This window comes from Nannocystis pusilla, from assembly GCF_026626665.1.
Taxonomy (GTDB): Bacteria; Myxococcota_A; Polyangia; order Nannocystales; family Nannocystaceae; genus Nannocystis; species Nannocystis pusilla.
This window is the reverse complement of record NZ_JAPNKE010000002.1, coordinates 7,941,725-7,962,584: the sequence shown is the minus strand read 5'-3', so window position 1 is coordinate 7,962,584 and position 20,860 is coordinate 7,941,725. Positions and strand designations below refer to the sequence as shown.

Here is a 20,860-nt window from a genome sequence, read left to right as displayed (position 1 = left end):
CACCGGAGGCGCCGGCGCGCTCGGCGGGGCGGTCGTGCAGGAATGGTCGAGGCCGGGGCGTCGATCGTGGTGCCGGCGATCGACGACGGCCCGGCCGACCGCGTCGCCGGGGTGCGCTACGTGCCGCGCGTCGACCTGGCCAATGAGGCGGCCGTCAACGCGCTGTACGCCGGGCTGCCGACGCTGTGGGCCTCGGTCCACGTGGCGGGCGGCTTCACCTGGAAGAAGATCGAGGACACCGACCTGGCGGCGCTGCAGAGCCAGTGGACGATCAACGCGGTGACTGCGTTCCTGTGCAGCCGCGCGGCGGTGGCGAAGATCCGCGCCAGCGGCAAGCAGGGCGGACGGATCGTCAACACCGTCGCCCGCTCGGTCGCCCAGCCGACCGCGGGCATCAGCGCCTACGCGATGTCCAAGGGGGCCGTCATCGCGCTCACCACCCAGCTCGCGGTCGAGCTGCGCGACGAGGGCATCACGGTCAACGCGGTCGCCCCGGGCCTCATCGACACGCCGACCAACCGCCGTGACATGCCCGACGCGGACTTCTCGCGCTGGACGAAGCCGGCGGAGATCGCCCGGGTCATCCACGCGCTGGTGGCCCCGGGGCTCGGCGTGACGAGCGGCGCGATCGTGCCGGTCCACGGCCTGTCCTGACTCATCGGACAGGTCGCAAAGAGCGGGGCGCGAGAGACCGCGGCTCGCCGCGAGGGCGACGCGTTCTGATCGATCCGCGCGGCGCGCTCGTCGAGCGCGCCGAGGCAGCGGCTCTTGCGACGAGGGCATCCCCTGGTCGTCGCCGCCGACCTTGAGGCGCTAGCCGTCGCTTGCGCCAGAGGTAGCGAGCGACGCGGAGGTGGCGGCGAGTTCGGCGAGCGTCGGTGAACCATCGGCGCAGATCGTCGGCGGCGACGAGCGACCACGCCGCAAAGAGGAGTCATTCGTGATCGGCGCGTCGAGCATCGCGCGGGAGCGGATCTGCTCCCCGCCGCAGGATCGTTGTTCCGAGGCATCTCGTGCGATTCGGAGGCCGACCGGCGCGCGCGGACGCTCGTGCCTGTCTCTTCAGACATGCGACGGTCGAACCGTGTTCGCGCGGCAAGCCGCGTTGACGGGCTGCGAGGCCGTTTGTTAGCGTTTCGCGGCTGTTCGTATCGGGGCAGCCACAAGGAGTTTCGCGCATGGGATGGTTCAGCTCGATCAAGGACAAGCTAAGCTCGGTGATCGTCGGCACGGCTGCCGGCGAATGGGCGGTCACCGCGATGGCGGTGATGGTGTTCGCCGACGGTGAGGTCGAGGAGGCCGAGATCGAGAAGGCGAAGATGATCGCGTTCTCCAGCCCGGTGATCAAGAACTCGATCGGCGCCGCGCGGGGCGAGCAGCTGTTCAAGGAGGCGGTCGAGACGATCAAGATGGAGCCGCGCTCGATGATCCAGACCTACCTGACCAAGCTCGACGCCCTGGCGCGCAAGATCGGCAGCCAGGAGGACAAGAACTTCGCGCTCGCCGGCGTCATCGCGGTCGCCGCGGCCGACGGCGAGGTCGAGCGGCCCGAGTACAAGCTGCTGGTCCGCTTCAAGGCGATCCTCGGCGCGACCCTCGACCTGCCCACCGCCAAGTGAAGGGCTCCGGCTCGTCGCCGGGGTCGGGAGGCAAGACCGGGCTCGGCGCGGGCTCGAAGAACATGGCGCATGAAACATGTCTGAAGAGACATGCGCCATGTCGTCGCCTGCTCTCGGAGCTGCGGGCCTCTGAAGAAAAACGCGAAACGGCCCCGGTTCGCCGAACCGGGGCCGCTTTCGCGTTCACGAGCGACAGATCAGTCGCGCAGCTGGACGTACTCGAAGTCGATCGGCTGGCCCTCGATGCCGCGGGTGGGCGGGGCGATCCAGTTGGCGAACTTGCCCGGCTCGTGCGAGGCCTTCATGATCGACAGCAGGTAGTCGTTGTCGCTCGGCGTCAGCACCCACTCGTGGCGGCGCTGCTCGAACTGATCCTTGGTGATCAGGTTGCCGGTCGGGTCGAAGGCGTGGTCGGCGTAGATGCCCTGGTGGCGGTGGAAGCGGCGGCTCGGGAGGGCCAGCCGGGTGGGCGAGCCGGCCTCCTCGAGGGTGCGGTTCCACTTGCGGAGCGCGCGCTCGCAGTCGTGGACGTAGGCGTCGCGCAGGACCTCGTTCATGGCGTTGCGCATCGGCACGTCGCGCTCGCTGAGGCGGCCGTCCTCGACCACCGGCAGGCGGTAGGTGCCGCCGAGGGCGCGGTGCTCCTCGTACTTGTCCTCGCGGTAGCGGCCCTTGAGGCCGGTGGCGAAGAAGTCGGCGGCGTTGCTCGAGATCTCGCCGCCGAACAGGTCGAGCGAGTAGGTGTACCAGTAGTTGATCGTGCGCTGGATGAGGTCGAAGTCGATGCCGCCCTGGTTGCGCACGTCGCCGTTGGGGTCGAGGCGCTGCAGCTCGGCCGAGCGCTTGACGATGCGGTCCATGCCGGTCTCGCCGACGAACAGGTGGTGCGCCTCTTCGGTCAGCATGAACTCGGTCGTGCGGGCCAGCGGGTCGAAGCCGCTCTGGGCCAGCGCGGCGAGCTGATACTTGCCGTCGCGGTCGGTGAACATGGTGAACGCGAAGAAGCTCAGCCAGTGGTCGCACGGCTGGTTGAAGGCGCCGAGGATCCGCGGCTTGTCGGGGTCGCCGCTGCGCCGCTCGAGCAGCATGTCGGCCTCGTCACGCCCGTCGCGGCCGAAGTACTTGTGCAGCAGGTAGACCATCGCCCACAGGTGCCGGCCCTCCTCGACGTTGACCTGGAACAGGTTGCGCATGTCGTAGAGGCTGGGCGCGGTGTGGCCGAGCAGGCGCTGCTGCTCGACGCTGGCCGGCTCGGTGTCGGCCTGGGTGACGATGATGCGGCGCAGCGCGTTGCGGTGCTCGCCGGGGACCTCGTGCCACGCGGCCTTGCCGGCGTCGTCGCCGCAGCGGATCAGCGACTCCTCCTGGCGCGGGTTGAGGAAGATGCCCCAGCGGTAGTCCGGCATCTTGACGTAGTCGTAGTGGGCCCAGCCGTCGTTGTCGACCGACACTGCGGTGCGCAGGTAGACGTTCTTCTGCGCGAAGTCCGAGGGGCCCATGTCGTTCCACCACTCGAGGTAGCTGGGCAGCCACTTCTCGAGCGCGCGCTGCAGCTTCACGTCGTCGGAGAGCCCGACGTTGTTGGGGATCTTGGCGTTGAGGTCGACGGTGTTGCTGACCATGGGATCCGTGTGCTCCAAAACGATCGGGGGGTACTTACACGCGGTTGAGGTCGAAGTGCGGGCGCTGGGGCTTGCCGTACAGGCTGAGCGCGCCCTCGGGGCCGGTGGCGTTGGGCCGGATGAAGATCCAATTCTGCCAGGCCGAGAGGCGAGCGAAGATCTTGCTGGTGTCGTTCTCGGCGCCGACGAAGCGCAGGTTGGCCTCCATGCCGGTGAGCGCGTCGGGCGACATGCTGGCGCGCTCCTCGATGGCGACGCGGGTGTCGTCGTCCCAGTCGATCTTGTCGAGCCGCACGGTGACGAGGCCGGCGTCGTCGGCGTCCTCGGGGCCCATGAGCTCCTGCTGCTCGCGCAGCTCCTGAACCTTGTTCGGGTCGGCAGCTAGCCTCACGGACAGGCGCGAAGGGCCATGGCTCATCGGCAATGCCCCAAAGTTCAGGGGGCCGAGGCCGACGCGCACGTCCTCGTCGTCGAGCAGGTAGAAGCGGTCGGCCGCGAGCGCCAGCTCGAGCAGGCAGCCGGCGAAGGCCGAGTCGGTGGCGTCGCCGAGGGCGAAGAACGAGCGGCTGGTGAGGTCGAGGCGGCGCAGCACGCGGGCCATGTGCAGCAGCACCTCATTGGCGAACCAGTGGTCGCGCGCGGCGAACAGCGCCCGGTCGTGGGCGATCACGCGGGCCGCGTCGCCCTCGGTGCGCAGCAGGACGAGGCCCGTGTCGAGCAGGTTGAAGCGCAGCCACAGCAGCGCGTCGTCGAGCTCGCGCATCGCACGGAGCGCCCACAGCTGGTCGCCCGCGGCGTGGATGGCGGCGCCCCCCTGCTCGACGAGCTTCACGTCGCCCTCGCTCGGGCCCTTGACGGTGATCGTGGCGGTGCGCGCGGCCGGGTCCCAGCTCAGGGTGACGTGGCGGTAGCTGCGGCGGTTCTCGCCGCGGTCCGGCGTGATCGGCCCGAGCTTCACGCCGACGCGCTCGCCCGGCTTCAGGTCGACCTTGCGCTCGGCCGAGGCCTTGGCCTTCTTGGCGACCTCCTGCTCGAAGCGGCTGCGCGAGAACACGGCGTCGACGAGGCCCCACTGCAGCGCACGCTTGCCGCGCACGCCCTCGGCGGTGGTGCAGAAGATGTCGGCGCGGTCGCGCCGGACCTTGCGCTTGTCGACCACGCGGGTGAGGCCGCCGGTGCCGGGCAGCACGCCGAGCAGCGGGACCTCGGGCAGGCTGACGGCCGAGTTGCCGTCGTCCTGCAGGTAGATCTCGGCGCACGCCAGCGCGAGCTCGTAGCCGCCGCCGGCGCAGGTGCCGTTGAGCGCCGCGACGTACATCTGGTCGCTGTTGGCGGTCGCGTCCTCGATCTCGCAGCGCGTCTCGTTGGTGAACTTGCAGAAGTTGACCTTCCACGCGTGCGTCGAGCTGCCGAGCATGAAGATGTTGGCGCCGGCGCAGAACACGTTGTCGTGGCCGGAGGTGACGACGACGGTGCGCACCTCGGGGTGCTCGAAGCGCAGGCGGCGGACCACGTCGGCCAGCTCGATGTCGACGCCGAGGTCGTAGCTGTTGAGCTTGAGCTCGTAGCCGGGGCGCAGACCGGCAGCGGCGTCGACTCGCATCAGCACCTTGGCGATCGCACCGTCGTACTGCACTTGCCAATGACGGTACCGCGAGGGATCGGTCTCGAACTCGACGGGGGGATGTTGCTGCGGCGAAGCGTCCATCGCAGACAAAAAATTACATGGGCTCGTCGCTTCGTGTGCCGCACATCGAAGTGTGCTCTCGCACGGGTTCGCAGACGCGTGCGGTGGGCCGGGGAGCGCCGTGGCGATCGTCGCGCGACCCTCGACGTCGCTGCGGATCGCGGTAGACCCGTGTGGACGCGCACGCGTGTGCGCTCGCACGGAATGCGGAATTTCGGGCTCCAACAGTGTTCTACGGCGAAGTTCTCCGAGTTCCATCGGCGCTCGACCGGCGGTGGATGACCTGTCCTTCGGGACAAGTCGTGTGCTGACTCGCCGCGCCGCGTCACGACGTCCGAAGGTGCGGCGATCGTCGCGAGCTCCGCGGTCGCGAAGATGACACGCATCGCACCGCGTGCATCGGCCGCCGCCTCGCGCTGCGACAGAGCCGTGTGCATCCGCACGACGATCTGTCCCATGGGTCTGGATCTCTTCTCAAGCGCGACTTCAAGCCGCTGCGAGTGCTAGACAGACCTCGTGCTCCGCGGCGTCCTCTTCGACCTCGACGGCGTGCTGGTCGACTCGCTGGCCTCGATCGGCGCTTGCTTCAACCACGCGCTGCAGACGCTCGGTCGCCCGCCGCTGCCGCTGGCGTCGCTCCGTTCGCTGATCGGGCCGCCGCTCGAAGAGAGCGCGCAGTCGGTGATCGGCGACGACCCGCAGCTGCTCGCTCGCTTCATCGCCGCCTATCGCGAGCGCTACGCGGCGACCGCCGTGGCCGAGACGCGGCCCGCCGCCGGGCTGGTCGAGGTGGTGACGGAGCTGGCGGCGCGCACCGACCTCGCGGTGGCGACCAGCAAGCCCGAGGTGTTCGCGCGGCCGATCCTCGCCGGCCTCGGCGTGGATCACTGCTTCCGGGCGATCTGCGGCCGCTCGCTCGAGCTCGACGCCGAGCCGAAGGCGGCCGTGATCGCCCGCGCCCTGCAGTCGTTCGCCGGCCGCGCCGAGGGCCTGGTGATGGTCGGTGACCGCCGCCACGACGTGATCGGCGCCGCGACCCACGGCATCCCGACGATCGGGGTGCTGCACGGGATGGGCAGCGAGGACGAGCTCCGCGCGGCCGGCGCTCGCTGGCTGGCGGCCGACCTGCGCGCGCTGCCCGGGCTGCTGCGCGAGATCGAAGCGCAGCTCTGATTTTTGCTCATGGGGAAGGAATGACGGTACATGCCTGTAAGGGCATGTCCGGAGGGACATGTCTTTGAGAGGAAAATAAAAGGGGCGAGTCAGCTCTCGCCTGTCCCGCGGGACAGCCAGGCGACCAGCTCGAGGTGCGGGGTCTGGGGCAGGGTGTCGTAGGCGCGCAGGCGGCGGAGGACGTAGCCTCCCGCCTGCAGGACGGCGAGATCGCGGACCAGGGCGTCGGCGCTGCAGCTCATGATCTGCAGGCGCGGCGCGGCCATCTGGACCAGCGCGGCGGACACGGCGGGGCCCATGCCGCCGCGCGGCGGGTTGGCGACGACGAGCTCCGGGGCGCGGCCTGACGCCTGCTGGCGGGCCAGGAAGACCTCGGCCGGCTCGGCCGGGACGCCCAGGGCCGCGGCGCTCTCGGGGTAGCTCTCGCACGGGACGACCTCGGCGAACTCGCGGCGCAGCAGGGCGGTGGTCACCCCGGCGCCGGCGTAGAGGTCGAACGCGAGGGCGCCGCGGTGCGGCTCGCCGTGCTCGTCGGCGAGGAGGTCGCGGTAGGCCCGCTCGGCGACGCGCGGGTTGGGCTGCAAGAAGCCGAGCGGGCCGACCTCGACGGGCACGCCGGCGAGGCTGACCGAAAGGACAGATTTTCCGCGAAGCTGCACCGGCGGCTCGCCGCGCACCGCGTTGCCGCGGCCGGCCTGCACGCTCCACCCGACGCCGGCCGGGAGCTTCAGGGCCTCGGGCAGCGCTCCGCGGCCCGGCTCGGGCGCGCCGCGGTGATCAGCGTCAGCAGGACGTCGTGGCCGTCGGTTTCGAACCAGGCGTAGCGGAGGTCGCCGGCGCCGGCCGCTTCGTCGTAGGGCTCGATCGCCAGGGCCGAGGCGGCCGCCTGCAGCTCGCGCGCGGCCGCGGCGATGGCAGGGTGGTCGACGCGGCAGTCGTCCATCGCCGCCGGGGCGTGCGAGCCGCGGTGGTAGCTGCCCACGAGGACATGTCCCGAAGTACCGGTGACGACGCGCTTGCTCGACCAGCGGTAGCCCCACTCGTCGGGGCTGGCGACCAGGGGGCCGGGGTCGAGGCCGTGGCGGTGGACCAGCGCGGCGCGCTTGAGCTCGCGCTGCGCGGCGACGTCCAGCGCCTGCAGCGGCAGCCCGAGCACGCGCCCGCCCGCGGGGCCGCGCCGGCGTCGCTGTGCGGGCACGGCGGGGCGCGACGGGCCGGGTGGGCCTGCAGCAGCGAGAGCAGGCGGGCGTGGGCCCGCGGGGCCTGACGGGAGGCGTGCTCGACCCGGACCTCGGCGCGCTCGCCGGGGTAGCCCCCGGGGACATGTATTGAAATACCTGCGCTTTCGGACAGGCCGTCGCCCTCGGGCGAGAGCCGCTCGAGGTCGACCGTGACGACGTCGCCGGCGCGCGCTCATTCGACCATGCCGAGGCCGGCGAGGACCTCGAAGTATCTTGGAAAGGTCTTGGCGACGCAGCCGGGGTCGCGGATCGTGACGTGGCCGGCCAGGCTGAAGGCCATGGCGACGCGGTGGTCGCGGTAAGTGTCGATCGCGGCGTCCTGGGCGATCTGCGCCGGCGGGGTGATGTCGAGGCCGTCCTCGTGCTCGACGACCTCGGCGCCGAGCTTGCGCAGCTCGGTGGCGGCGGCGGCGATCCGGTCGCTCTCGTGGTGGCGGAGCACGTCGACGCCGCGGATCCGCGTCGGCCCGCTGGCGTGCAGGGCGAGCACGGCGGCGGTCAGGGTGGTGTCGGGCATGTCCGACAGGTCGAGGTCGACGCCGTGCAGCGTACCTGTCCCGCGGACCAGGGTGATCTCCGGGCCCTGCAGGACGTGGGCGCCCATGCGCCCGAGGACGTCGCAGAAGCGGGCGTCGCCCTGCTGGCTGGTGCGGCCGAGGCCGGGCACGCGCACCTCGCCGCCGAAGATGGCCGCCAGCGACAGCAGGTAGGTCGCGGCCGAGGCGTCGGGCTCGACGTGGTAGTCGCGGCCGCGCAAGGTGGTGGGGCTGACCTCGAGGACATCTTGCTCGACCCACCGGGCGTCGGCCCCGAAGTCGCGCAGGCAGGCGAGGGTCATGTCGACGTAGGGCCGCGCGGGGGTGCCCTGCTCGAGGACGACGCGCAGCGGGGCCTCGGCCAGCGGGGCGGCGAGCAGGAGGGCGGAGATGAACTGCGAGCTCGGCGGGCGGGCGAGGCGGATCTCGCCGCCGCGCAGGCGGGCGCCGACGATCTCGCACGGCAACATGTCGTCGGCGCCGAGGCAGCGGATGGCGGCGCCCTGGGCCTGCAGGGCCTGCAGGAGGCCCTCCATGGGCCGCTCGCGCATGCGCGCGCTGCCGTCGACGACGCAGCGGATCGGCGAGGCGGCGAACACCGCGGCGAGGAAGCGCGCGGCGGTCCCGGCGGTGGCGACGTCGATCGGTCGCTCGGGGTCGTCGACGCGCGGCAGCGGGCCGCCGACGCCGGTGACGCGGACCTCGCCGGCGTCCTCGCTGGCCTCGCAGACGACGCCGCAGCGGCCGAGGGCGGCGCGCATGACCTGGGTGTCCTCGGAGTCGAGGCAGCCGCGCAGCATGGATGTCCCTTCGGACATGGCCGCGAGGACAAGCGCGCGGTTGGTCAGGCTCTTCGAGCCGGGCGGGGTGAGGGCGGCCACGATCGGGCCGGGCGGGGGGCGGACGCGGACTTCGCTCGTCATTGGATGACCTCGAATTCGACGCGACCCACGAGCTGGTCGTCCTCGGTGACGACGTCGATGCTCCACGGGCCGGTGCGGTCGGAGGGGATGTGGAACGAGCGCAGGGTCGAGCGCAGGCGCACGCTGCCGGGCGGCGGGTCGGCGGCCGGCTCGCTGGCGCCGCGCTGGACCTCGAGCCCGCGGTGGCGCCACACGTGCAGCAGGTTGTCGCCGCGGCCGCCGGGGGTGACGACGTCGGTGAGCGCGTGCATCTCGGTGATCAGCGACTCGTGCAGGGCGCTGACGTGCATGCTGAGGCGTCCGTCGGGCAAGAGCGTCGGCCCGACGGCGCCGACCGACACGTACATCGGCACCGGCGGGATGCCGCGCCGGCCGGCGTAGGCGGTGAACACGGCCGCGCCGACGGCGGCCATCAAGGCGAAGAACCACGCCGGCTTGAGCAGGTTCTTGAACGGCACGTGCATCGTGAAGAACACCACCGTCGCCAGCGCGGCCGCGGCGAGCAGGGTGACGAGCGTGCGCGTGTCGGGGAAGATCGCCGGCAACACCAGGTTGAGGCAGGCGAACAGGATGAACAGGTAGACGACCGAGGCCGGGGCCTTGTAGCGCATCAAGACCTGGTCGAACACGACGTCGACGGTCGACAGCAGCGCCAGGAGGCCGAGCAGGTAGAGGAAGAAGCGGTTGTCGGCGTCGAGCGTGGCGGCCTTCCAGTAGAAGGGCACCAGGAAGAACAGCATGCTCTGGTAGAGGTTCTTCAGCGCCGTGGTCATCACGTAGAAGCGCAGCTTCGACTTGGCGTCGGTGACCTTGTCCTTCTGCCCGCGGCCCTGGCCGAAGTGGCGGAAGAACAGGACGATCACCAGCCAGCCGGCGCACAGCAGCACGACCATCCAGCGCGCGCGGTCGTAGCCCTCGGCGGCGTACATCATGACGAACGCGCCGAAGGTCATGGCGTAGGCCGAGTGCAGCCACCACAGCAGGTGGCCGTGCTTGGCGAAGAAGGCGCGGATCTTGGCGAAGCGCTTGACGGTGGCGATGTCGCCGACCGACATGTCCTTCGGGACACCCGAGGTCGCCCATGTCCTCGCCGACCTGCGCCAGCTCGGCCGCGGCGATCTGCAGGTCGGGGCTCAGCGACGCCGTGGGCGTGCCCGGCTCGGTCGCGTCGGGGCCGGCGTTCGCGTCGGGGACGGCGTTCGCGTCGGTCGGCTCGCTCTTCGGTTCCTGCGGCGTCTCGGCCATCCGGTGGGTGAGGATGCGCGATTCACGAGCCGGTGCCAACCGTCGTCGTCGCGGTGGCGTCGCCGGTGGGGCTGGTGGTGCCGCCGGTGCCGTCGGTCTCGCCGAGCCCGCCGGTCTCAGGCATGGGCTCGGGGCGGTCCGTGGCCCACTGCACGCGCTCGGCCGTGAAGTTGAAGTACATCCACACGCCCTGGCCGTAGAGGCCGTGGTTGTCGATGTCGCTGAAGGTGTTCATGGCGTCGACTTGGCAGCCGGCGCCGCCCGCGAGCACGTTCCACGGGACGAAGCTGATGCCGTTGGCCTGGCCGGCCGGCATCATCGCCGCGGCCGCGGGCATGAAGCCGCGCAGCGCGCCCTGGACGAGCTTCTGCGGCTCGCCGTCGACCGCGTAGGCGGCCGCGAGCTCGACCTCGACGAGGGCGAGGTCGAGCGGCGTCATGCCGGTCTGCGCCGCCAGCCGCACCGGGGTGCCGGAGATCCGCTGGCTGACGATGCAGGGCGCGGGCGGCTGCGCCGGGGCGTCGTAGGCCGAGTTGAGCGAGTTGGGCTCGGTGCCGCCGCAGCTGCCGGCCTCGCGGTTGAAGGCGTCGGCGTCGACGGTGTGAGTGCCGGCGACCATGCGGTCGGTGCAGTTGGTCGGCTCGCCGGCGATGCACAGCGCCGACACGAACTGCAGCTTGGTGACCGCGCTGTTCGGGTCGAGCGGCCGCAGGACGAGGACGTTGCTGACGTCGTAGTCGGCGATGCCCTGGGCGATGAAGCCGTTGAGCGTGGCGGTCGAGTCGGTGCACACGCCGAGCACGGTGTCGAAGGTGTAGGTGTGCGGGTCGACGAGCTCGAGCGAGGTGATCCGGAAGGCGACCGGGCTCTCGGGCGGCGGGTCGGGACACACGCCCGTGTTGGCGCACAGGCCGTCGAGGTACTCGTTGCTGTAACAGGCGGCGCCGAGGCCGACCGCGAGCGCCAGCGCGGGGCGCATCAGAGCGGCGACGAGACGGCGACCGGCGACGAGCAAGGCGGCGCCATCATAGCGAAAATCCGCGCCGCCCGACCGCCGTCCGCGATGTGTGTTGCCGCCGCTCGGCGCCTGTCGCACCATCACGTCCATGAACTCGCTTATTCCGGCGCGCGACGGCCTCAAATCCAGGCCGGCGGGCGCTGACTCGACGGTTGCTCTCGCCGATCCTGCCGCTGGTGGCCGGGATCGCCTGCCTCGCGGGCGCGTGCGAGCTCCGCGTGTACAACGAGTCCGAGACGGCGTCGGGCAGCGACACGAGCAGCACCGACGGCGACGGCGCGCCCGAGGTGTGTCTGCGCTACGTGGCCTGCCTGAAAGAGATCGACGCCGAGGCCGGGGCGGAGGCGGAGGCGACCCACGGCGCGAACGGCAGCTGCTGGGCCGGCGACGAGACCGCCGCGGCCGACTGCCTGGCGCTGTGCGACGCGCATGCGCAACTACGCGAAGGCGTTCCCCGACGTCGCGGCCTGCGAGGACGAGGGCATCGTGTCCGACGTCGAGTTCGAGATCGGTCAGGCAGTGTTCGACCCGGTCGACCCGTTCCTGCCCCCCGTGTACGCGAAGCTCGAGCCCGGCGCGACGCTGCCGGTGGTCCGCGGCGGCCAGGGCCTGCTCATGCTGCCGTTCGGCCTCCGCGGCAAGAACTTCGTCATCACCGAAGACCCCAACGACTGGGACAACCCGATGATGCCGCGCGTCGACATGTGGGTCGACATCGACGGCCACAACGTCGGCTTCGGCGGCCACTTCGCCCGCCTCAACAACTACTCGGTCGGCTTCTACCCGCTGGACGACGGCATGGGCACGCTCGAGCACATGTACATCGCCATCATCGTGCCCGACGCGATCGCCGATCCCCAGACGCTCACCAGCCAGCCGGGCAAGGTGCACATCGAGCTCAACACGTTCGGCGAGCCGACGGCCATCCAGGAGCTGGAATTCGTGGTGGCGCCGGAGATCCAGGAGTATTGATCCCGCCATGACGACCGGCCCGGCCCGCGAATTCATCCCCGTCCACGTCGCAGTGCTGACGGTCTCCGACACCCGCACGGTCGAGACCGACACGTCCGGCCGCCTCGCGGTCGACCGCCTCACCGAGGCCGGCCACCGCGTGATCCGCCGCGCCATCGTCCGCGACGACCGCGAGGACATCCGCGCGGCCCTGCAGGGCTTCATCGACGACCCGGAGGTCGAGGTGGTGATCACCACCGGCGGCACGGGAGTGACGCCGCGCGACGTCACCCCCGAGGCGCTCGCGCCGCTGGTGACCAAGCCGATCCCCGGCTTCGGCGAGCTGTTCCGCTGGCTCAGCTTCGCCGAGATCGGCACGTCGACGATCCAGAGCCGCGCCGAGGCGGCCCTGTGCGGCACGACCTACGTGTTCCTGCTGCCCGGCTCGACCGGGGCGGTCCGCACCGCGTTCGACAAGATCCTGCTGCAGCAGCTCGACCACCGCCACAGGCCCTGCAACTTCGTCAAGCTGCTGCCGCGGATCCGCGGCGAGCGGCCGGGGTGAGCGCGGGCTCTTCCCGTGCCGTCCTCGGGCCAGGGGTGCGCGCGCGCCTGCGGGCTCGAGGCCGGCTCGTGGTGGGCGCCCGGCCCCACGACCGCGCCGGGCGCGGTTGGTATGTTCGGGCCAAATGCGTCACGCGATCCTGGGCAGCTGGATGTGTTGTTGGGCGGTTGTGTCGTCGGGCTGCGACGGCGACGAGGTCGTGCCCGGCGGCGAGGCGGCGGAGCTCGATCTCGCCGTCGAAGCCGCGCTCGAAGCGGACGGCGCCGACTTCGAGTGTGCTGCCCGCGTCGAGCCGGCCTCGCTCGTCGGCGACGGCGAGCCCGCGGTGGCCGGGGAGATCTGCGGCGAGTGGGCCGAGGTCGACGTCCTCGCCCTGCCGTCGCCCGAGCCCTTGACCGGAGTCTGCCACGATTGGACCGAGACGCGGTGGGTCGTCTCGGGCGTCGCGTGCAGCTCGAGCGGGACCTGGAACATCGGGCAGAAGCGCGAATGCTCGCAGTGCGCGCCCAACCCGGCGTCGTGCTCGGGATGGGTCGCGTACACCATGGAGTGCGCGAAGGGCTGAGCCCTGCTGGAGGTCCGAGGGGCATGTCTGACGAGACATGGCCCAGGGGACAGCCTAAAGCACTTGCTGGCCGGCGACCAGGTCGTAGACGTGGCCGGGCAGGGCGATGCGGAAGCCGGCCGCCTCGACGCGGGCGCGGTAGTGCTCGAGGTTGTCCTCGTGGTGCATGATCACGAGCTTGCGCCGGACCGCCTCGGGCAGGGCCTCGAGCTTGTCGAAGAAGCCGTGGACCTGGCCGGGATAGTCGATGAAGGTGCAGTCGTGGAAGTAGATGCTGGTGCGCGGCTCGATGCTGTGGAGGAACGCGGCGTCGACGGTGCCGTCGCCGGACCACCAGGCGATCTTCGGCTGCTGCGGGTCGTCGCCGACGTGCAGCTCGAGCGCGCACGACGGCTTGCCGGGCACGTGCTCGTTCTCGCGGGTGACCACGCGCAGGCCGTCGACCTCGAAGGTCTCGGAGTGGTTCCACGGGTTCTTGCGCGGCGGCTCGCTGGCGGCCGAGGCGATGACGTCGAAGAAGTGCTGCAGGGTGCCGCAGCGCAGGTTGCCGCGGCCGTCCTGCAGGTAGCGCAGCGACGGCGCCAGCGTCTCCCACACCTCGTCGCGCACGGCGCTGTGCGAGATGTACTTCGGCAGCGGCCCGCCGCGGCTCGAGGCCATCACCTCGGCGTGGGTCTCGAAGTAGCGGACGAACGCGAAGTCCTCGAGGCCGAAGACGTGGTCGCCGTGGCAGTGGGTGATGATCTGGCCGTGGATGTCGTGCCAGGCGTAGCCGGCCGCGTGCAGCTGGTCCGGCGCCTGGCGCCCGCAGTCGATCAGCCAGCGCTTGCCGTCGCGCAACGTGACCATCGAGCAGGTCGTCCCGTAGCGGCGGGAGAACGCGCCTCCGCCCCGAACAGGCGCAGCGTGATGGTTTGACTGCTGGCGGACACGACCTTGTCGTTGTAGTGAAGCGCTCGGCTGCGGCGATGCAAGCCCTCGGGCCGCGGGAAGCGGCTCAGAGGGTCCAGGTGGAGCGGTCGACGCCGTCGCGGACGAGGACCCCGATCGAGCTTAACTCAGCTCGCAGGCGGTCCGCCTCTTTCCAGTCTTTTTTGGCCCGGGCCTCGTCGCGGAGGGCGACCTTCCGCTCGACATCGTCCACGTCGAGGCCGAGCCGCGCGGCTTTGCGAGCCCGGCGCCCCAGCAGCCAGGTCTCCGGGTCGGCCGCGAACAGGCCCAGCATGCGCGAGACGGCCGGGAAGTCGGCGAGGAAGCGGCGCAGCGTGGCCGTACGGCCCGCGGCGGCGCCCTTCTTCTTGGCCTCGAGCAGGCGGTTGATCTCGCGCAAGGGCTCGCTCAGGGCGGCCACGGCCGCGGCCGTGTTGAGGTCGTCCCGCAGGGCCGCGGTGAACGCGGCGAGCATCCCGCTCACGCTCGCGGAGACCGCGTTCTCCGGCGAGTCCTCAGACTCGTCCAGAGCGCGGCGAGCGCGCGAGGGTGTCGTAGACGTAGGCGACCCGCTCGTCGGCCTCCTCCAGGCCGGGGAAGCGGATGTGCGCCCGCAGGCGGTCGCGGTCGAGCGCGGCGCCGCACTCCGGGCACGCGCTGCCCTGCTGCGCCTCGGTGTCGAGCGGCCGCGCGCACGCCGGGCACGGGACCTCGACGTCGAAGTTGAGGCCCGAGCGGTAGTGGACCCCGATCAGGAACCACCGCACGGCCTCGGGCGGATAGAGCGCCGTGACCTCGCGGATGGTGAAGAAGTTGCCGAGGCTCTTCGACATCTTCTCGCCGGCGAAGTCGACGAAGCCGTTGTGCATCCAGTGGCGGGCGAAGGTGCCGTGCCCGCACGCGCCCTGCGACTGGGCGATCTCGTTCTCGTGGTGCGGGAAGATGAGGTCGCGGCCGCCGGCGTGGAGGTCGAAGGTCTCGCCGAGGTGGACCTTGCTCATCGCCGAGCACTCGATGTGCCAGCCCGGCCGACCAGGGCCCCACGGGCTCGGCCACGCCGGCTCGCCGGGCTTGGCGGCCTTCCACAGCGCGAAGTCGAGCGGGTTCTCCTTGAGCTCGCTGACCTCGACCCGCGCGCCGGCCTGCATGTCGTCGAGGCTGCGCTTGCTCAGCGCGCCGTAGGTCGAGAAGGCGGCGACGCGGAAGTACACGTCGCCACCTGACTCATAGGCCAGGCCGCGGGCGATCAAGGTCTCGATGAGGGCGACAATCTCGGGGATCGTGCCAGTGACGCGCGGCTCGACGTCGGGCCGCAGGCAGCCGAGCGAGTCGAGGTCCTCGTGGTAGGCCGCGGTGTACTTGGCGGCGACCTCGCCGGCGCTGATGCCCTCGACCTGGGCCCGCTTGATGATCTTGTCGTCGATGTCGGTGACGTTGCGGACGAAGGTGACGCGCAGGCCCTGCTCGCGCAGGAAGCGGACCACGGTGTCGGCACAGATGGCGGAGCGCGCGTGCCCGACGTGGCTCAGATCGTAGACGGTGGGGCCACACAGATAGAGGCCGATGTGTCCCGGCTCGATCGGCTCGAGCGGGCGCTTGCTCCCGCTCATGGTGTCGTAAAGAAGCAGCGTGGGCGTCGTACTCATCTCGGGCGAGGCAGTGTGCCTCATGCCCGCCGGGCGCGCCAGCCTGCGACCAGGCTGGCGACGTTCCACCCGACGACCAGCAGCACCAGGCACCACATCGCCACCTCGAGCCAGCGGTCGCGCGGGCGGACGCCGACGTCGATCACATAGCCCTGCGGGTCGACGACGACCGGCCGTTCGAGCCGCACGGCCCTGACGTCGCCGGGATCGAGCACGAGCTTGCCGCCCTGCAGCGGCCGCGGGACGAGCTTGCCGTCCTGCACGTCGAAGCCCGGCTTGGCGTTGTCCCCGGGCACGAAGCTGAACTTGCCGCCCTCGGCAGTGATGTCGCTCGCAGGCACGGGGTAGCTGGTGATCCACGGCAAGATCACCGCGCCCACGCTCGGGTCGGCCGGCTTGGCGCCCTCGGGGATGACCGCCGCGACCGACAGCTTGGCCTGCGCCGACTCACGCTCGCCGGCGGGGAGGCGCACGTAGAAGCTGTAGAAGCGGCTGCTGCTCTGCTCCGGCGGCGCGTAGTAGGGGAAGCCGAGCGCGGCCACGGCCGCCTCCGCGGACGCCTGCGAGTCGAAGCTGCTGCGCCCAGCTGGACCTGCACGTCGGGCTGCTCGACGACCAGCGTGACGGTGGCCTTGGTGCCGAGAGCGAGGCTCTCGCCGCCGGTGTCGACGACGGTGAGGGCGTCGCCCTGGCGCTTGCCGAGCGCGTCGAGCAGCGCGGCGGGGGTCGCGTCGCGCTCCTCGACGATGCGCTCGCCGTCGAAGTGCTGCTGAATGGCGGCGAAGTTGGGCGAGTCGGCGAGCCGGCGGATGCGGCCCTCGAACACGCCCTCGAACTGCTGCGGCGCGGCCTCGGTGGTCCGCGGGATGGCGGCGAACAGGCTGCCGCCGCCCTCGATGATGCGCAGGTAGCCGATCGTGCGCCCGCTGCCGCCGCCCTTGGGCTCGAGGCGCAGGCGCGCGGCGTGCTGGACGTCAGGGGTGCCGCGGAGGACGACGTAGGTGTCGTCGAGGTCGCCCGGGAGGCCCTTGTCGACGAAGGCGGCGGCGTCGCCGAGATCTTGCGGCTCGCTGCCCTGGAGGAAGTAGCGGACGTCGCCGAACATCCAGTAGAGCAGGTAACCGCCGAGCGCGACCACCGCGACGTCGATGATGGGAGAGCGGCGCCGACGCGGGGCGCCGGCCATGGAATCGGACCCGGAGGGCCGGGGAGAGTCGTCTGCTGGATCCGTCGCTTCGCTCACGACAACCTCGCTATATCACAGGGACGTGCGGGCTGTGGGACCGCCCTCGCGGGGGAGGTTCCCCGTCACTCGCGAAATACCCAGACCTCGCGGGTGGCCTCGATGTCGTCGCCGTCGCGGGCGGTGACGAGGATCCGGTTGCTGCCGGGCTCCAGCGGCACCTGCGCGGAGAATTCGAGGCTGCGGGCGGCGGCGCCCTGGTGCGCGGGATTGGCCCGGTAGTCGAGCTTGCGCTCGACCTGGGCGGTGCCCGGCGGTTTGACGGCGACGACGACGTCGCGGACCCGACCCTCGTGGCGCGCGGTGCCGCGGATCTCCACCGTCGCGCCCGCGGCTACCGGCGCCACCGGGTCGAGCTCGATCACCGGCGGCTGCACCAGAAGGGCCGGCCGATCCGGCAGCTTGCTGCCCTTGCCGGGCGCGCCGCCGGCCTTGACGAGGTCGCTGGGCAGCCAGGCGCGACGGCCGGGTCCGGCAAGGGCGGCGCTCCATCCGCCGGCGGTGCCGAGGATGTCGAGCGCGGTGCCGCCGGCGACCTCGGCGATCTGGCGCGACTGACCGTCGGCGGCGTTGTAGAGGCGCACCGGCTCCTCGCCGGCGACCACGCGCGCGGGCCCGGCGACGAAGCCGGACGCGGGCGGGCCGAGCGGGACGTCGAACTTGTGGCGCACGCTCTCGCGGACGACGACGTCGGCGACGATGACCTCGAGCTCGACGGGCTTGTTCGGGTCGGCCTGCTCGCTGACGCTGAGGCCGAAGGCGCCGCGCACGGCGCCCTTGGCGAGGATCTTCCCCAGCTGCAAAAAGCCCTCCTCGAGCAGCACCTGGGCGCCGGACATGTTGTGGATGAGGGCGCGGGCGTCGGAGCTGTCGGCGCCGCTGTCGTTGCGGATCTCGAGCGCCAGCAGCACCTGCTCGCCGGGTTGCAGGACGCCGTCGCCGTTGCCCTTGACGGCGAACGGCGGCTCGCCGGGGATCGGCGGCGACTTGGGCCGCTGCGGCGCGGCGGCGGCGAGCTCGGGGTCGTCGACGATCCAGTAGTCGTAGGCGAAGCGCGGCCGCGGCAGGCCGGCGATGTCGAAGCGCACGGTGGTGGTGGCGTCGGCCGCGGGGCCCGGCTCGCCGGCGTGGACGTCGACCCGCAAGGTGTCGACGAGGTCGGTGTGCCAGGCCATGACGTAGAGGCGGACGTCGCGGCTGACGGTGGCGCCCGGCTCGATGCGCCCGAGCAGCAGCTCGATGCCGTCGAGCTCGTCGCGCAGGCAGTCGGTGATCACGTGGACGCGCTCGGCAGGTTCGCTGCCGCGATTGGTGACCTCGACGCGCAGGGTGAACGGCTGGCCGGCCGCGATCTTCTTGTCGTCGACGACGCGCGCGCAGCTCGAGCGTGGGGTCGCTGCCGGCCCCGAGCGCGCCGGCCCAGTCGATCTTGGTGGCGGCGATGCCGTCGGCGATCTTCTGATCCTCGCGGGCGGCGATCTCGCCGGTCAGCGCGGCGAGCTTGGCGGCGCGCTGCTTGCTGTCCGAAGGCCAGCCAGCGCGTCGGCCACGTCGCGGGCGATCTGCACCTCCGGGTCGGCCATCGCCGCCGGGCCCTCGGCGGGGCGCGGCAGCGGCGTGCCCTGGCGGCCGGCGAAGTAGCGCAGGCGCGGCCCGTCGCCCGCGGCCTTGCCGGCGAACGCGGCCTCGTGCTTGGCCGAGGGCAGGTGCGCGACCTGGGTCGACTCGCGGCGGCGCTCGAACCGCTCGGTGTCGAAGTAGTTGGCGACGGCGGTGATGTCGCTGAGCTCGACGGGGTAGATCGAGAGGTCGGGGCGCACGCCGACGGTCTGGATCTTGGTGTCGCCGGCGACCTGGTACTCGGCGATCGTCATCTTCAGCGCGAGCTCGCGGCCGTAGAGGTTCTGCGGCTTGAGCAGCTGCACGGTGCCCTTGCCGAAGCTCGGGCGGCCGACGACGACGCCGCGGCCGAGCGCCTTGACGCCGCCGCTGACGATCTCGGCCGCCGAGGCGGAGTCCTCGTTGATCAGCGCGACCACGGCGGCGTTGGCCGGCAGGTTGATCGCGGGCGCGGCGTCCTCGGCCTCGCGACCCAGGGCCGAGCGCACGATCACCAGCTCGCCCTCGGCGACCAGCGCGTCGACGACCTCGACCGCTTGCGTGAGCAGGCCGCCGCTGTTGTCGCGCAGGTCGAGCACCACGCCGCGCAGCGCCTCGCCCGCGGGCGTGAGGTCGGCGAGGGCCTTGCGCACCTGCTCGCCGGTGTTCTCCTGGAAGGTGGAGATCTCGAGGAGGGCGATCTTGCCGGGCAGCAGCGAGGCGGTGACGCTGTCGACGCGGATGATCTTGCGCGTGATCGTCAGCGTCAGCGTCTCCTGGCCGCGCTGGATCTTGACCGAAACCTTGGTGTCGACCGGGCCGCGCAAGAGCGACTGCGCGTCGGGGGAGCGCAGGTTGACCGTGCTCTGCTTGTCGATCTGCAGCAGCAGGTCGCCGTCCTTGAGGCCGGCCGCCGCGGCGGGGCTGTTGGGCAAGACCTTGACGATCCGGATCCGCCGCTCGTCCTCGCGGATCTCGGCCCCGATCCCGCCGAACTGGCCGCGCGTCTTGACGCCGAGGTCGGTGTGCTCCTCGGGCGTGAGGAGGATCGTGTGCGGGTCGAGCGGCGCGAGCATGCCGTTGATCGCGGCGTACTCGACCTTGTGCGTCGCCTCGGCGTCGAGGCGCAGGCTGTCTTGCACGAACGCGAGCACCTCCTCGAGGCGGTCGGCGACGCTCGGCAGGTCGGTCAGCCCGGCGAGCGAGAACTCGCGGCGGAAGTCGGCCACGGTGACGGTGGCGGCGTCGCCGGCGACCGCGGCGAAGAACTCCGGCGTGTTGAGGCCGAGGTGGCGCAGGGCCTCGGCGAACTGCTCGCGCGGGTTGATGCGCTCCTTGTCGAAGTACTCCGCTTGCACGACCCAGGCTGCCCACACGGTCAGCGGGAAGCGGCGGCGGTCAAGCTGCAGGCGGGCGGCGACGTCGACTTCCGGTTCCGCCGCCTCCTCCGCCGGTCGGGCGGCCGCCGCGGCCTCGCCGGGATCCTTCGCGGAGCAGCCGCAGAGCAAAACGGAGGCGAGACCCGCGGCGAGGCGACGAGCGACCATCGGCGCTAGCATAACGTCCGGCGGCCCCTGCCGATGGCCGATGTGGGGGCGTCCAGGGCAAATCTACGAATCATCGCGACGATGATGGTTTTTGTCGCGAGCGGATCCCGCGCCCCCGGCCAAGTCACTTGAAACACTGATCATGCCCCCTGGCACGGGACAGGCATGTCAAGTTTTCCGCTTGCGCACCACGAACCTGCTCTCCCTCGTTGTGGCCATGCTCGTGGTGGGTTGCGTCGACGCGCCCATCACTCCGGAGCACATCCTGCCCGACGGGCAACTCCGCTCCGATCTGTCGTCGTCCCAGGCCGCGTTCGCGGCCACGCCTGCCCGCCCGGTCGGGCGCGCGGTCCAGGTCGCGGCCGTGCTGGCGGCGCAGCCGGCCGGGCCGCTGGTCGACGCTGCGACGTTCACCGCCGAGGCCGGCTCGGTCCACCTCCACCTGCGCGCCGACAGCCTGCTCGAGCCGCGCCCGGTGACCTTCGTGTGGACTCACGGCGAGTCGCGCGAGGAGGTCCCGGGCGTCCTCGCGCCGACGACCACGCTGGCGCTCGCGGCCAGCCATCCGCTGAACCCCGACGAGCGCGGGCGGTGGAAGGTCGAAGTGTTCACGCTGGCGGGGGACGAGCCCGCGCAACTGCTGCTCACCCGCGAATTCGAGGTTCTCTAGACGCTCATTGCTTGGTGGCGTCGAGTCGTGCGACGCCCGCGGTCCAGGCTGGACCGCGGGCGTTTCTATTTGCGGCCGGC

19 protein-coding genes and 3 pseudogenes are annotated in these 20,860 nt (G+C 71.4%); 7 read left to right on the top strand and 15 right to left on the bottom strand.

The window, feature by feature from the left end; translation table 11 throughout:
* Window positions 1-42: 42 nt before the first annotated feature.
* Together OV079_RS35015 and OV079_RS35010 are read left to right on the top strand one after the other, a co-directional pair.
* A complete protein-coding gene (locus OV079_RS35015; RefSeq protein WP_267773736.1) occupies window positions 43-654 on the top strand; it encodes an SDR family NAD(P)-dependent oxidoreductase in 612 nt (203 codons plus the stop codon).
* Between the two features lie 524 nt (window positions 655-1,178).
* On the top strand, window positions 1,179-1,619 hold the full coding sequence (locus OV079_RS35010) for a TerB family tellurite resistance protein (protein ID WP_267773734.1): 441 nt from the start codon (window positions 1,179-1,181) through the stop codon (window positions 1,617-1,619).
* Between the two features lie 197 nt (window positions 1,620-1,816).
* Here OV079_RS35010 and boxB read toward each other — a convergent pair whose 3' ends face one another.
* Together boxB and boxC are read right to left on the bottom strand one after the other, a co-directional pair.
* Entirely contained in the window at window positions 1,817-3,241 is a 1,425-nt protein-coding gene (boxB, locus tag OV079_RS35005) for a benzoyl-CoA 2,3-epoxidase subunit BoxB (protein WP_267773732.1), read from the bottom strand.
* Window positions 3,242-3,275: 34 nt separating this feature from the next.
* Window positions 3,276-4,949: a 2,3-epoxybenzoyl-CoA dihydrolase gene (gene boxC, locus OV079_RS35000; protein ID WP_267773730.1), complete on the bottom strand. Its 1,674-nt coding sequence runs from the start codon at window positions 4,947-4,949 to the stop codon at window positions 3,276-3,278.
* Window positions 4,950-5,444: 495 nt separating this feature from the next.
* On the opposite strand from boxC, the gene OV079_RS34995 reads away from it, so the two are divergent.
* Window positions 5,445-6,101 (top strand): HAD hydrolase-like protein, encoded by a 657-nt coding sequence (locus OV079_RS34995; protein WP_267773729.1) that lies wholly within the window; start codon window positions 5,445-5,447, stop codon window positions 6,099-6,101.
* A gap of 89 nt (window positions 6,102-6,190) precedes the next feature.
* On the opposite strand, the gene OV079_RS34990 is transcribed toward OV079_RS34995, so the two are convergent.
* The 6 genes and pseudogenes from OV079_RS34990 to OV079_RS34970 all read right to left on the bottom strand — a co-directional run bounded on the left by OV079_RS34990 (window position 6,191) and on the right by OV079_RS34970 (window position 11,061).
* The gene (locus OV079_RS34990; protein WP_267773727.1) at window positions 6,191-6,802 is read right to left on the bottom strand and encodes a class I SAM-dependent RNA methyltransferase; all 612 of its coding nucleotides are present in this window, start codon (window positions 6,800-6,802) and stop codon (window positions 6,191-6,193) included.
* 26 nt (window positions 6,803-6,828) lie between these two features.
* Window positions 6,829-7,257: a class I SAM-dependent RNA methyltransferase gene (locus OV079_RS34985; RefSeq protein WP_267773725.1), complete on the bottom strand. Its 429-nt coding sequence runs from the start codon at window positions 7,255-7,257 to the stop codon at window positions 6,829-6,831.
* A 107-nt stretch (window positions 7,258-7,364) separates the two neighbouring features.
* Window positions 7,365-7,493, bottom strand: a pseudogene (locus tag OV079_RS59130) (hypothetical protein); the annotation flags it as partial.
* A 21-nt stretch (window positions 7,494-7,514) separates the two neighbouring features.
* Complete coding sequence (aroA, locus tag OV079_RS34980) at window positions 7,515-8,801, bottom strand: 3-phosphoshikimate 1-carboxyvinyltransferase (protein ID WP_267773724.1); 1,287 nt, start codon at window positions 8,799-8,801, stop codon at window positions 7,515-7,517.
* Window positions 8,798-9,856 (bottom strand): DUF5924 family protein, encoded by a 1,059-nt coding sequence (locus tag OV079_RS34975; protein WP_267773722.1) that lies wholly within the window; start codon window positions 9,854-9,856, stop codon window positions 8,798-8,800. Before OV079_RS34975 ends, aroA begins: the two co-directional genes overlap by 4 nt.
* A 212-nt stretch (window positions 9,857-10,068) precedes the next feature.
* The gene (locus tag OV079_RS34970) at window positions 10,069-11,061 is read right to left on the bottom strand and encodes a hypothetical protein (protein ID WP_267773721.1); all 993 of its coding nucleotides are present in this window, start codon (window positions 11,059-11,061) and stop codon (window positions 10,069-10,071) included.
* A 432-nt stretch (window positions 11,062-11,493) separates the two neighbouring features.
* Here OV079_RS34970 and OV079_RS34965 point away from each other — a divergent pair, with 432 nt between their 5' ends.
* From OV079_RS34965 to OV079_RS34955, 3 genes are all read left to right on the top strand, one after another.
* A complete protein-coding gene (locus OV079_RS34965) occupies window positions 11,494-12,036 on the top strand; it encodes a hypothetical protein (protein WP_267773720.1) in 543 nt (180 codons plus the stop codon).
* 7 nt (window positions 12,037-12,043) lie between these two features.
* Window positions 12,044-12,580 (top strand): molybdenum cofactor biosynthesis protein B, encoded by a 537-nt coding sequence (gene moaB, locus OV079_RS34960; RefSeq protein WP_267773719.1) that lies wholly within the window; start codon window positions 12,044-12,046, stop codon window positions 12,578-12,580.
* 124 nt (window positions 12,581-12,704) lie between these two features.
* Entirely contained in the window at window positions 12,705-13,145 is a 441-nt protein-coding gene (locus OV079_RS34955) for a hypothetical protein (protein WP_267773717.1), read from the top strand.
* A 54-nt stretch (window positions 13,146-13,199) separates the two neighbouring features.
* Here the strand turns inward: OV079_RS34955 and OV079_RS34950 are convergent.
* From OV079_RS34950 to OV079_RS34920, 7 genes and pseudogenes are all read right to left on the bottom strand, one after another.
* Window positions 13,200-14,021: pseudogene (locus tag OV079_RS34950) on the bottom strand (MBL fold metallo-hydrolase); the annotation flags it as partial.
* A gap of 121 nt (window positions 14,022-14,142) precedes the next feature.
* Entirely contained in the window at window positions 14,143-14,550 is a 408-nt protein-coding gene (locus OV079_RS34945) for a DALR domain-containing protein (protein ID WP_267778729.1), read from the bottom strand.
* Between the two features lie 232 nt (window positions 14,551-14,782).
* A pseudogene (gene cysS, locus OV079_RS34940) lies at window positions 14,783-15,721 on the bottom strand (cysteine--tRNA ligase); the annotation flags it as partial.
* 20 nt (window positions 15,722-15,741) lie between these two features.
* Entirely contained in the window at window positions 15,742-16,092 is a 351-nt protein-coding gene (locus tag OV079_RS34935) for a hypothetical protein (protein ID WP_267773712.1), read from the bottom strand.
* A complete protein-coding gene (locus tag OV079_RS34930; protein ID WP_267773711.1) occupies window positions 16,089-16,964 on the bottom strand; it encodes a hypothetical protein in 876 nt (291 codons plus the stop codon). Before OV079_RS34930 ends, OV079_RS34935 begins: the two co-directional genes overlap by 4 nt.
* Before the next feature lie 65 nt (window positions 16,965-17,029).
* The gene (locus OV079_RS34925; RefSeq protein WP_267773710.1) at window positions 17,030-18,241 is read right to left on the bottom strand and encodes a COG1361 family protein; all 1,212 of its coding nucleotides are present in this window, start codon (window positions 18,239-18,241) and stop codon (window positions 17,030-17,032) included.
* Window positions 18,242-18,451: 210 nt separating this feature from the next.
* The gene (locus OV079_RS34920; RefSeq protein WP_267773708.1) at window positions 18,452-20,110 is read right to left on the bottom strand and encodes a S41 family peptidase; all 1,659 of its coding nucleotides are present in this window, start codon (window positions 20,108-20,110) and stop codon (window positions 18,452-18,454) included.
* Window positions 20,111-20,291: 181 nt separating this feature from the next.
* Between OV079_RS34920 and OV079_RS34915 the strand changes: the two genes are divergently transcribed.
* Window positions 20,292-20,780, top strand: a complete 489-nt coding sequence (locus OV079_RS34915; protein ID WP_267773707.1) for a hypothetical protein — start codon at window positions 20,292-20,294, stop codon at window positions 20,778-20,780.
* Window positions 20,781-20,860 lie beyond the last annotated feature (80 nt).